General features: G+C 36.9%; 11 protein-coding genes. 7 read left to right on the top strand and 4 right to left on the bottom strand.

Translation table 11 applies throughout. The annotated features are described in order from the left end of the window. Positions 1 to 22: 22 nt before the first annotated feature. Together WG905_RS02415 and WG905_RS02410 are read right to left on the bottom strand one after the other, a co-directional pair. Positions 23 to 1096: an efflux RND transporter periplasmic adaptor subunit gene (locus WG905_RS02415; RefSeq protein ID WP_339590097.1), complete on the bottom strand. Its 1074-nt coding sequence runs from the start codon at positions 1094 to 1096 to the stop codon at positions 23 to 25. A gap of 57 nt (positions 1097 to 1153) precedes the next feature. Continuing rightward, a complete protein-coding gene (locus WG905_RS02410; protein WP_339590096.1) occupies positions 1154 to 2503 on the bottom strand; it encodes a TolC family protein in 1350 nt (449 codons plus the stop codon). Between the two features lie 429 nt (positions 2504 to 2932). Here WG905_RS02410 and WG905_RS02405 point away from each other — a divergent pair, with 429 nt between their 5' ends. The 6 genes from WG905_RS02405 to WG905_RS02380 all read left to right on the top strand — a co-directional run bounded on the left by WG905_RS02405 (position 2933) and on the right by WG905_RS02380 (position 7351). After that, the gene (locus tag WG905_RS02405; RefSeq protein WP_339590095.1) at positions 2933 to 4024 is read left to right on the top strand and encodes a sensor histidine kinase; all 1092 of its coding nucleotides are present in this window, start codon (positions 2933 to 2935) and stop codon (positions 4022 to 4024) included. 4 nt (positions 4025 to 4028) lie between these two features. Continuing rightward, entirely contained in the window at positions 4029 to 4787 is a 759-nt protein-coding gene (locus WG905_RS02400) for a LytR/AlgR family response regulator transcription factor (protein WP_339590094.1), read from the top strand. 56 nt (positions 4788 to 4843) lie between these two features. Next, positions 4844 to 5089 carry a hypothetical protein gene (locus WG905_RS02395; protein ID WP_339590093.1) on the top strand — a complete coding sequence of 82 codons (246 nt, stop codon included), beginning with the start codon at positions 4844 to 4846 and terminating at the stop codon, positions 5087 to 5089. A gap of 244 nt (positions 5090 to 5333) precedes the next feature. Beyond that, the gene (locus WG905_RS02390; protein ID WP_339590092.1) at positions 5334 to 6116 is read left to right on the top strand and encodes a leucyl/phenylalanyl-tRNA--protein transferase; all 783 of its coding nucleotides are present in this window, start codon (positions 5334 to 5336) and stop codon (positions 6114 to 6116) included. A 173-nt stretch (positions 6117 to 6289) separates the two neighbouring features. Next, positions 6290 to 7072 (top strand): leucyl/phenylalanyl-tRNA--protein transferase, encoded by a 783-nt coding sequence (locus WG905_RS02385; protein ID WP_339590091.1) that lies wholly within the window; start codon positions 6290 to 6292, stop codon positions 7070 to 7072. 66 nt (positions 7073 to 7138) lie between these two features. Further along, positions 7139 to 7351 carry a hypothetical protein gene (locus WG905_RS02380; protein ID WP_339590090.1) on the top strand — a complete coding sequence of 71 codons (213 nt, stop codon included), beginning with the start codon at positions 7139 to 7141 and terminating at the stop codon, positions 7349 to 7351. A 774-nt stretch (positions 7352 to 8125) separates the two neighbouring features. Here the strand turns inward: WG905_RS02380 and WG905_RS02375 are convergent. After that, positions 8126 to 8647 carry a tetratricopeptide repeat protein gene (locus WG905_RS02375; RefSeq protein WP_339590089.1) on the bottom strand — a complete coding sequence of 174 codons (522 nt, stop codon included), beginning with the start codon at positions 8645 to 8647 and terminating at the stop codon, positions 8126 to 8128. A 292-nt stretch (positions 8648 to 8939) separates the two neighbouring features. On the opposite strand from WG905_RS02375, the gene agaR reads away from it, so the two are divergent. Further along, positions 8940 to 9719 (top strand): transcriptional repressor AgaR, encoded by a 780-nt coding sequence (gene agaR / locus WG905_RS02370; protein ID WP_339590088.1) that lies wholly within the window; start codon positions 8940 to 8942, stop codon positions 9717 to 9719. A gap of 2 nt (positions 9720 to 9721) precedes the next feature. Here agaR and WG905_RS02365 read toward each other — a convergent pair whose 3' ends face one another. Then, complete coding sequence (locus tag WG905_RS02365) at positions 9722 to 11674, bottom strand: S9 family peptidase (protein WP_339590087.1); 1953 nt, start codon at positions 11672 to 11674, stop codon at positions 9722 to 9724. Positions 11675 to 11676: the final 2 nt, after the last annotated feature.

The following is an 11676-nucleotide window of genomic DNA, read 5'->3' as shown; positions in this document are numbered from 1 at the left end:
TGATTCTAATTGGATATAAAAATTAAATTTTTGGAGTAGGTTTAACTACAGCGCCTGGTCTTACATTTTGTCCACCTTCGGCCACAATCACTTCACCATTCTTAACGCCTTCAATAATCACTACCTTATCTCCAACTACACTACCAAGTTTTACCTGGCGTGACTCTGCTTTACTGCTATCGCCAACAACATAAACACTATAAGCACCTAATTGCTCTGAAACTGCTTTATAAGGAATAGTTACTTGTTTACCTTCTATTTTATTCAACACTTTAACATTCACGCTCATCCCCGCTACCAGGTGTTGTTTGGGATTTGGATAACTGACCCTTACCTTAATTGTACCAGCGCCCGGATCAACAGCACGGTCAATCGCTACAATTTTACCTGGCATTTTGTATTCACCTTTACCCTGCATCTCAATGGTAAAGACTGAATCTGTTACGGTTGACTGCTTTTGTTGTAATTCAACAAAACGGGAAATATCTCTTTGATTCACTGAAATATCAACTGCAATAGGATTAGAAGTTGATACCGTATTGATCAAAGTAGAACCCGGCGTAACGTAAGCACCTAACCTCACCAAAGAAATACCTATTCTTCCATTAAGGGGAGATACGATTTGTGAACGTTGAAGATCTGACCTTACGTTAGCCACATTTGCCGCTGCTGCTGCCACCTGGGAAGCTGCATTGGCAAGGTCGGTTAAAGCATAATCAACACGTTGTTTAGCAACGGCATCTTGCTCACTTAGTTTTGTATAACGATCCGCATCTTTTTTCGCTTTTGCCTCATTGGCTTTAGCTACCTGCAGGTTTGCTAATGCCGAACGGTAAGCCGCCTGATATTTTGTACGGTCGATTTCGTATAATTTTTGTCCTTTAGTTACTTGCTGGCCATCTTTGACATAAATTGCTGTCAGGTAACCGCCAACTTGTGCACGTAATTCAACTTCATTTAAAGCAACTACTACACCTGGATAAGAATCTACGGTAGTTACATTTTCTTCCGTTGCCGTATAAGTGGTAACTGGGGTTGCTGGTGGGGCTGCTTGCTGATTAGCTTGATCGGATGAGTTTCCGCAGGATGCTAACATAACCGTTCCAAGTATGAAAAGACCTGATTTTATTGGATTTAAGTTCATTGCTGTTTTTTATTGAGTTAAAGTGATAGTGCCTAAAGCTTGTTGTACATCTAGTTTAGCAGATAGCAAACTATATAAGGAATTAAGGTAATTAAGTTGTGAAGTGTTCAAATCAGTCTCTGCAGTCATCAGATCCAAATAAGTTTTAATGCCCTCATCATATTGAAGTTTGATGGTATTATAAACTTGTTTAGAAATGTCTACGTTAGCATTTGAAGTTTTCCAGTCGTTAAGATTGGATTTATAAGTAGCCAATGCCAGTTCATATTGTGAATTGATCTGGTTCTTTGTGTTTTCAATATCTAAATCAATTCTTTTTTCCAGTAGTTGTGATTTCCTGATTTCCTGAATACGTTTGGTACCCTGGAAAATTGGAATGTTCAATTTCAAACCTACTATAGATCCAGGAAAGTTTCTGTCATACAAATTTTCAAAATCATCATTCTGATAGTTCCAGCTGTAATTAATAAAGCCTGAAAGGTTAGGTAAATAAGCTGCTTTGTTGTAACTGGTATTGATATTTTGCAGTTGTTTCTGCGTTTGTAACAAACGATACTCCACTCTATTCTGCGGGTTAAGCATTTGAGTGGTGTCCATTAAAACGTGTTGTTCCATCAGGTCGGTATCCACTTCAAGGCTGAATTCTTTTTCAGCACTATAACCTATTAAACTCTTGATATAGGCATATTTATACTTCAACAGTTCTTGTGTTCTTTTTTTATCTGCATAAGAATTACTTAAGCTGATTTGAGCACGTTGAAAATCTGTTTTATCTACCAAACCGCTTTCATACTGCGCTTTGGCATCCTTCAACTGCTTTTCTAAACGAGCAATATTTTCTGTAATTATTTTCAGCTGCTCCTGGCTTGTCAGAATATCAAAGTAGGCCTTACTTACATCAACTACCGTATTTATTTTATTATTTTCGGTAGTTTGTTTGTACTGTTGTCTGAAATATTTTGCGGATTTAGAGGCCTGGATTAACCCAGCATTTAAAAATTGTTGATCAGCCTGTAATACCATTCCGGAAGTGTTCTTGTTACCCAAAGTAATATAAGAGGTCTCACCATTAACATTAAGGGCACTGGTTTGTTGCTTTAGGTTATGGTTATAATTCGCATCAAAATTAACCTGAGGCAACCAGCCAGAAAGTGCCGAATTAATATCTCTTTCACCAATTTCTTCATCCAAAACAGATTGTTTTACTTCAGGTTTGTTTTTTAGCGCATAACCAATTACCTGTTGAAGTGTAGCATTTTTAAGAACTTCGTTTTCCTGTTCTGTTTGTGCAAAAGTGTATCCAGGGAGGAGTATCGGAATAAAGCCAAGGAGCACAAAGAATGATTTGTGGATTTTCATTAGTTTGTAATTGTTTTTTAATGTTTATGAAGCTATCATCAGCTTATTTTTTACAACAAAATTTCACTATGTCCATCATGGAACCAGCAAAATAATGCGATGGGTGCTTTTTAATTATGTTTTACTTCAATTTATTGATTGGCAAAAGTAAGGAGATATTGCCAATTACTTGTGTAAAAATTAACTGAACTAAGTAATTTTTATGCTGAAGTGGAGCAATTCGTTACCCAAATGAATATGGTCTTAAGATAGTTAATTCAACCACCGTCTGATTATATCCTAACAACATTTGAGTCATGCTATCAACCGCTTTAGTCTTAATTATCATCCTTTCAGTAAGTTCACTACGGTTATCTGTTGTATAGTAGGTATTTTTGTAGAATCAAAGGTGTGATTTACATCAACAGCCTTTATGATGATAATGTCAATATGAAATTAAACCAACAAAACAGGGACTTTTATAAGCACTTCAGGTTCATTATTATACCTGTAGTTTTTGTGAGTTTTTATGTGCTTTCTTTCCTGGTTAACCCTTACCGCGACTGGGCACATTATTTTAACCGTAGTAGTTCCAGCATTGCACTGGAATGGTTTTTAGTAATGATATTCTGTTACCTGCTTACCGAGATCAGTTTGATCGTTGCCAGGAAACTCGATCGACACCTACCCTGGGTAACCCACCCTTTACAACGGTTTACGTCACAATTAAGCATACAAATTATCGCGACCATCATTTTTCTGATTATCTATATCAGAACTTCAATTTACCTGGTTATAGGCAATGTAAATATTGATGAGCTGGATGCACTGGCCCTCCGGCAATCTTTTGTGGTGAGTCTGCTCTTATCTATCTTAATCAGCTTAATTTATACCGGTAATTTTTTCCTGCAGAAATGGAAGGATGCCATCCTGGAAACAGCAGCGTTAAATTTAAAGACGGCCGAACTGCAGCGTATCGCTTTAGAGGCCCAGTTGCAATCGCTCAAAGCGCAACTGGACCCCCATTTTATGTTTAACAACTTCAGTACACTTTCCGCGCTGATCACGGAAGACCAGTCCCTGGCACAACATTTTCTTGAAAATTTATCCAGGGTGTACCGGTATATGATCCTTAACCTAAACAAACACCTTATTACTGTTGAAGAAGAGATTGAATTTGCCCATGCGTATTTTTATTTAATTAAGATCCGGCTGGGCAACAATGTTAAAATGGAAATTGATATTAGTGATGAAATTCTGAAGAAAGGCATCCCTCCTATTACTTTACAATTACTGATTGAAAACGCAATTAAACATAACATGGCATCGCGGTCAAAACCCTTACTTATTTCGATTACTATGGATGGCGATGATCACCTTGTGATTTCCAACACCTTACAGCGCCTCAATTATAATATTCCTTCTACCTGTACGGGTTTGAAAAACATCGAAAGCAGGTATAATTTACTATCTGAGCAGACTTTCGAGATCATTGAAACAGATCATCAGTTTATCGTTAAATTGCCTTTACTAAACATTTAATCTTATGAAGATACTGATCATAGAGGACGAACAGCGTAATGCGAACAGGTTGGAGAGCCTGCTCCATGAAATTGATGCAGATATTGTAGTGGTTGATGTTTTAGAAAGTGTTGCCGACAGTATTGAGTGGTTTTCTGCTAACAAAGAACCTGATTTAATTCTGATGGATGTTCGCTTAGCTGATGGTTTGTGTTTCGAAATTTTTTCTGCCTGCTCGGTGAAGTCACCGGTAATTTTTACCACGGCCTATGACGAATATGCGATTAGGGCATTTAAAGTAAACAGCGTTGATTATTTACTTAAGCCTATTGATAAGCAGGAACTAGCGAGTGCATTAACTAAACATAAACATGTATTTTCGGTAACACAAAGTGAGGCTATGATCAACAACCTTGTAGAAATTATCAGGAAACCAGGTGCAGTCTACCGTTCCCGCTTTTTAATTCCGATACATGATGGTTATAAGACCATCAATGTGGATGACATTGCTTACATCTATTCGGAATTTAAAGTTTCGAACCTGGTGCTGGAAAACGGAGAAGTACAGGCGGTATTATTCACGATGGATGAATTGGAGGAACAATTAAATGCTGATCACTTTTTCAGGGCAAACCGCCAGCATTTAATCAGCATTAACAGTATCAAAACCATTCACAATTTCTTTAACGGCAAACTAAAAGTGGTTTTAAACGGGCTGCAGGAAACAGAGGTCTTCATCAGCAGAGAAAAAGCCTCGATCTTTAAACACTGGCTGGACCGGTAAAATCTGTTTAAGGCTATTATTTTCGTAGCTTTGTCAGCTAAAGTTTAACTGACCTCATGGCCGTATTACATAAAAAAGAAGAAAAAATTGAAGCTGTACTAAGTAAGCTTCCAAAAGATTATACCGAAAAGCAGTTTCTGGATACTTTTATACAACTATATTCCAAAGACTGGGGAAAGATTAAAGCAAATTATATCAAGCAATCTCAAGATAAAGAACCCGGAACAATTATTAACATGCCAAAACCGGAGATCTATTTGAAGAATATTCTGGCCGTTTATTTAGAGAATCTGAAAAAATAGCACTTATTTTACTTATTTGTAAAACGCCTGTCGGTTTAACAACATGACGGGCTTTTTTGTGCAGTTGGATCTAGGGCGAAACATCGTAGAACGATGATAAATGACCCCATTTAATTGATTAAAAAAAAGAACTGTAAAGTGGTTAAATGAAGTATCCAGTAGTGATACAGCACAACTCCCAAAAAGATAATTAATTTATATAGTATTAATTCTTCTGGCTATATTTAGTAAAATATCATTTCATATGGGAATTTTACCAAAGCAGCTGTCAGCAATTATTCCGGAGACTGTGAGGCAACCTACTAAGAGAATGTTGCAGCAGCTATCTCACTCCGCATTAACAAAAGTTTCGGGAGGCAAAGATAATGCCTTATTATGGTCTTATAGCCAATTCAAATTAACACCTTATCTTATTGTTCAGGGTTATTGTCAGGGAATGTATCCTTTACCGAACATGACCAATGGAAAGGTTATTGACTGGTTCGATCCTGAAATCAGGGGAATTATACCGATAGACAAATTTAGACTGCGTAATGATTTATTGCGCGTATTAAAAAAGGAGAAGACTCAGCCTCCTGAGAAGAAGTTCGTGATTAAGGTCAATGCTAATTTCCATGAAACCATAGTAGGTTGCTCGAAACCCCGTGGAAGCAAGACTAAAACCTGGTTAACTCCTGACTATATTAAAGCAGCCATGGAACTTCATAAAATTGGTCTTGCACATAGCGTAGAAACTTATCGGAATGGTGTACTGGTTGGCGGGGTTATCGGGCTAGCCATTAACGGTCAGTTTGTAACCTTAAGTTTATTCAATACCGTAGACAATGCAGGTAAAGTAGCCTTTTATTACCTGCTGGTGAAGCTGAAGGATGATGGTTTTAAATTACATGTAAGTGGAGCTGCCGATTCATGGTTTACACAATTTGGCAGCGTCAATATATTAAGAGAGGAGTTCAGGGCAATTCTAATCCCGGCAATTACTGCTCCGGTAAAGTTTTCTGAGAAGGTACCCGAGCTTGTTTTTTAGCGATTAACCGGTTTACATAAGACGAATTTGAACTGAAAGTGGTGTTCGATTAAACCGTTTCACAATTGACATATTGGGAGGTTGAACAATAATGAACTACCTAAACTTATAGCTTACAAAGCGAAATGATAAATTGATAACAGCTTCATTTCGTCAGAAAACAAAATATATTAATGAAGATTATTTCGAAAGAATTCTCAGCAAACATTCGTAAAAATGTAAAAACCAGAACAAGAAGATTGCTTCAACAGTTATCGCTTATGGCTTTAACAAAAGCATCTGGTGGTAAAAATGATGCTTTATTATGGTCTTATGGTCAGGTCGAATTGTCACCCTTTCTATTTTTAAAAGGATTTTTGCAAGGGATATATCCCCTGCCCAACATGACCGATGGGAAAGTTATTGAATGGTATGATCCTGAAATCCGGGGGATCATACCATTACAAAATTTCAAGTTGCATAAGGATCTTCAGCGCCGTTTGAAGAAAGAAAAATTTCAGGAGTCGGAAAAGAAATTCGAAGTGAGGATCAATACTGCCTTTGAGAAAACCATAATGGCCTGTGCGCAACCACGGGGACAAAAAACCAAAACCTGGTTAACACCTGAATATATTAAAACTGCATTGGAATTACATAAAATGGGTTTCATGCATAGTGTGGAAACCTACCAGAACAAAGTGCTTGTAGGTGGTGTTATTGGAATCGCGATCAACGGGCATTTCAGCAGTCTGACGCTATTCCATACAGTTGATAATGCCAGCAAGATTGCCTTTTATTACCTATTGGTAAAACTAAGGGCGGATGGGTTTATGTTACATGATATAGGTGCCGCCAGTGAGTGGTTTAGGCAGTATGGTTTAATAGCTCTACCGAGAAATGATTTTCATCAGCAGCTGGTAACGGCTATTATTTCTCCTGTTAAATTCACTAACCATGTACCTGTATTGGAATTTTAATAATAAGGTGGTTTGCAAACTAGTATCCTGATAAATTTGAATAACGATTAATTAAAACGTCAAATTATGAAGATAGTTAAAATAGAATCTTACAAACCTTTTGATGTCAATTATAATCATAACCCTGTGTGTCCTTCTTGCAAAAGTAATGCGGATACGGACAGGATACCGCGGGATTGGCTGTTCAAGGAACTACTTCCGTGGTTAGCGGTTAAACATTATATCTGTTACAGGTGTAAAAAGAAGTTTTATAAAAAGAAGACGGGGTTAGAGAATTGAAGAGATGCGGACAGTGCACGACAATGCACTTAGTTTAATTCAAACTTTCTAATGTCCCTCATTCCCTGTCTGATTTTTCCAACCTTTCGATATCCTCTTCAATTTGAGGATCATCTTATCTAAATTTTCATCATTTGTATACTCATCTAGGCTACCTATATATTCCTTAGCTACATCTGAAGACAAAATTCTATCCAGCTCAAATAATTCATCAATGATGGCTGTATGTCGCTGGTTGTAATTTGGATTATGTAGTTCAGGGATTAGCAAAAGGTTTTCTGTGTAAACACTTTTATATAAATCCTGTTGGTATTAAATTTTGTCCATTGGTTAAAAATTAAGATTTAAATGCAATACTTACTCGCGTTTTAAAAAAACAATTTCGAAAAAGAAAGCATAATCCCTAAGAGTATTTTATCGAAGCCAGCTTCCAGAAACGACCTTTTAAGACCTTTCGGTTAACTACTGTTCTTCTCTACTTATCATTTAACCGGGTTACCATTCGGATCATGGAAAAGTTAAGGCCGATTTTAGTCAAATCATAGTGAACTACCTACCTTATCGCATCAAAAATTCAATACATATATTAAACTTGTTGCTGAACATTCAGGATTGACGGAAAAACGGACTATTAAAAATTTTAAGGGAAATAAGGAAAATACGACGATTGAATCGCTTTACCAGCTGGCATCAAGTCACCGCTGTAGACAAGTTACGCTACTAAACTAAAGCAGGTGTGGCACCAATGCTCATAATGAGCGCACCGCTAACTACCTAGTTCATCATCTGCTCTAAGATTGAATCCTGAAGTGATGGATTTAGTTGACATGCTCTCTTATAATGGTCTCTGGCAAGCGGTTTGTATTCCTTGACATTCATAAGTAAAAGAAATAAAGTGTAAAAGTAATGGTCATGACTATTTGGATTAAGCACTATAAATTTGTCAAAATACACCTTTGCTCTTAAAAAATCTTTATAATCGTCCTGATAAAGGAGTCCAAGCTGTTTCAGCAAAATTTTGTTTGTAGGCTCAAGTATTAATCCTTTTTCAAATTGAATCTTAGCATTATCTGGTTGAGCTAGTTTATCCTTAAGCAACAAACCATAATTTTGAAATGCTATAGCACTTGGATTAAGTTCAATAGACTGTTCAAAATTTACAATTGCATTATTGAAATCTTTGAAATGAGTATAGATTAAAGTAGCCAAATTGAAATGGGTTTCCGAATCGAATGGGTCAATACTGAGAGTGAGTTCATATAATTCTCTTGTTTTTTTCGGTTCATTTAATGTCATGATATACTTTGATTAACAAATATAGGCACAATGTCCCTATATTTTAAAAATCTATTTTCTTATAAAAAACACTTTTCACCCTAATCCTCGTTTGAATGTTTACAATACTATTCACCTGCTCATGGAAGATATTGCTATGGAATCTGCAATTCATAATAGAAACGAATAGTGGCCAACCAATCCCTAGAAATAGAATAGCATTTTCGCTTATATATTAGTAACTTTGATAATTCTAAAATTGATTGTTGCCAGATATATATAACAGTCCATATTGTAAGAGAACTATTTTAGTATGTCTTTAGAGAAGAAAACAACTACCACGGAGCGCAGAGTACTTATCCTTCAGAAATTAAATTTAAACGGACAGGTTAATGTAACTAATTTAAGCGAAGAATTAGAAGTTAGTGAGGTTACGATTCGGAATGACTTAAATAAGCTGGAAAAGAAAAAGATGCTCGTAAGAACCAGGGGTGGTGCTATTAACATCAGCAGGGTTGGTCTTGATTTTAATATATCAGAAAAAAAAGCACTTTATTTCGAAGAAAAAAAAAAAATTGGGGAGGCTGCCGCTAAATTAATAGAGGAAGGAGATACCATCATTCTGGATTCTGGTAGTACGACCAAGGAAATAATTAAACATCTGGACTCGTTTGCCAGTCTGACTATCATTACCAATGCAATAAATATTGCAAATGAATTAGCAGAAATGAAAAATGTTAACGTAATCATACCAGGAGGAATTTTGAGAAAGAATTCTTTGTCGCTTGTCGGTTCCACTGCAGAAGAAAATTTTCAGAATTATTTTTGCGATAAATTGTTTTTAGCAGTTGATGGATTTAACACGACACATGGCCTTTCTACCCCGAATGTGGAAGAAGCACATTTAAACCGCGTGATGATCGAAATAGCAAGAAAAGTAATTGTAGTAACCGATTCCAGTAAATTCTCGAAAAGGAGTTTTGCGGTTATTGCTCCAATTTCAAAGGTAGATATCGTAGTTACAGACTCAGGAATAAAGGCCCAGGACCAAAAGGATCTTGAAGATTCGGGTACAATAGTGGTCATAGCATAAGTTTATTCCATTTGGTTAAACCAGTCTATCATTCTTTTATACAAATCAATTTTATTTCGGGGTGTTAAATTGGGCCGCCATCCATGGCCTTCTCCGATATATCTAACAAAGCTAGATCTTACATTTAGCTTTTTAAGGGCTATATACATTTCCTCTGCCTGACCTATAGGAACTTCGTTATCTGTTTCTCCATGAAGAAACAGTGTAGGCGTAATCACATTTTTTACATTTCTCAACGGTGAGCATTGCCAAAGTCGTGGGAAATTGTCATATGTACTTCCATTAAATTCAGACTCAATTAAGGAATGATACAATGAAGTACCCGCAAAACTAACAAGGTTACTGATGCCTCCATCTACAACTGCAGCTTTAAAACGGTTTGTCTGTGTGATGATCCAATTGGTCATATATCCACCATAACTTTGACCCGTTACGCCAAGTTTGTCGTGATCTATCCAACTAGTTGTTGCTAAAACATAATCCAGACCATGCATCAGGTCTTTATAGTCTCCATCGCCCCAGCTCATTACACATCCATTCGAAAATGCCTGTCCATATCCGCTACTTCCCCTTGGATTAATAAAAAGAATGCCATATCCATTTCCAGACAAGAGCTGCATTTTTTCATCAAACTCATAACCGTACATATTATGTGGGCCGCCATGAATGATAAGAACTACAGGATACTTCTTTTTATTTTCAAAATGTGTTGGCTTCATTAACCAGCCCTGAATAGCTGTTCCATCAAAACTTTTAAACCAAAATGTGTCTGCCTCTTTAAGTGAACAATTATCAATTATTTTACTGTTTAAATTACTTATTTGAACACCGTGCTTGTTTTGCTGTGACAGAAAGATTTCTGAAGGTTGATTGATGCTGGTACTTACATATACAATATCATTGCCAGCTGTACTTAAAGCATATTCCAAAATGTGTTGTTCACCTGTAATGACTATTTCTAAAGCATCGGTCTGGTGTGAAACACGGTAAATAGAAGTTTTTCCTTCGCTACCGGCCGTAAAGTATATAAACTCACCAGCCGGATGCCAGCGAATATTTTCAATCCTTCGGTCTAACGCTGTAGCCAGCTGATCGACAGCACCATTTTCCAAATATAAAACATATAAATGGCTGTCCTCTGAGGGGCTATCATTTGTGCTAATTTTATTAGTAGTTGCAATAAAGGCAATCATTTTTCCATCAGGTGAGCAACTGGGCTGAAATACAGTACCAAAATTATGGGTATACCGCAGCACTTCTTTAATCTTGATGTTTACAGTCCACAAATCATGAAACTGATTGTTATCTGGATCACCGGAACGGTTACTCACAAAGCTTATATGCTGACTATCACTTGCCCAGGATATAGAATGTTCATTGTAGCTACCATCAGTAAGCAAGACAGACTTTTCATCTAAAAGAGAAACGATCCAGATATGTGTTAATTGGTCATCAGTAAAGGCAACTCGCCCTCTGCCACCTTTCGTTTTGTACAATAGTCGATCTGTTACATATACTGTTTTTTCCGTCTCATTCTTGACATCTTCATAAGAGAAAGCACTTAGGTAAGCGATGAACAACCCATCTGGTGACCAGCAAAAGTTCTTTTCTGCCATATGACCCATAAAATAATCAGACTGATATATTTGTGTTAGAAATCTCTTCAACTGTTGCTTTAAATCATAAATCCACAGTGCGCCATCCTCCCCTTCATAGGCAATCTGCAATCCATTGGGAGACCAGGAAGGACTTCTTCCTGCTGTTAATGTCTCCTGCTTCCGAGTTTCCACATCGATCAGTGTAATTACATCTTTAACACAGTTGTTTGCAATATCTATAGTAGAAATTACACAGAGGATCTTACTGTCATCAGGCGATAAGCTTACCGAGCTAACCTCGGTACACAAGGAAATGTCTTCGATCTGGAAAGGTTTTCCTTTCAATGTTAAAACCATGC

The organism is Pedobacter immunditicola (assembly GCF_037482985.1).
In the GTDB taxonomy this organism is placed as follows: domain Bacteria; phylum Bacteroidota; class Bacteroidia; order Sphingobacteriales; family Sphingobacteriaceae; genus Pedobacter; species Pedobacter immunditicola.
Note: the sequence above shows the minus strand (reverse complement) of the source record. Positions and strands in the feature narration are given on the sequence as shown.

Bases quoted from the DNA above. Each gene is read 5' to 3' on its own strand.
- WG905_RS02375 (WP_339590089.1), bottom strand. From the start codon at position 8,647: ATGACATTAAATGAACCGAAAAAAACAAGAGAATTATATGAACTCACT.
- WG905_RS02400 (WP_339590094.1), top strand. From the start codon at position 4,029: ATGAAGATACTGATCATAGAGGACGAACAGCGTAATGCGAACAGGTTG.
- agaR (WP_339590088.1), top strand. From the start codon at position 8,940: ATGTCTTTAGAGAAGAAAACAACTACCACGGAGCGCAGAGTACTTATC.
- WG905_RS02415 (WP_339590097.1), bottom strand. From the start codon at position 1,096: ATGTTAGCATCCTGCGGAAACTCATCCGATCAAGCTAATCAGCAAGCA.
- WG905_RS02365 (WP_339590087.1), bottom strand. From the start codon at position 11,674: ATGGTTTTAACATTGAAAGGAAAACCTTTCCAGATCGAAGACATTTCC.
- WG905_RS02385 (WP_339590091.1), top strand. From the start codon at position 6,290: ATGAAGATTATTTCGAAAGAATTCTCAGCAAACATTCGTAAAAATGTA.
- WG905_RS02390 (WP_339590092.1), top strand. From the start codon at position 5,334: ATGGGAATTTTACCAAAGCAGCTGTCAGCAATTATTCCGGAGACTGTG.
- WG905_RS02380 (WP_339590090.1), top strand. From the start codon at position 7,139: ATGAAGATAGTTAAAATAGAATCTTACAAACCTTTTGATGTCAATTAT.
- WG905_RS02405 (WP_339590095.1), top strand. From the start codon at position 2,933: ATGAAATTAAACCAACAAAACAGGGACTTTTATAAGCACTTCAGGTTC.
- WG905_RS02395 (WP_339590093.1), top strand. From the start codon at position 4,844: ATGGCCGTATTACATAAAAAAGAAGAAAAAATTGAAGCTGTACTAAGT.
- WG905_RS02410 (WP_339590096.1), bottom strand. From the start codon at position 2,503: ATGAAAATCCACAAATCATTCTTTGTGCTCCTTGGCTTTATTCCGATA.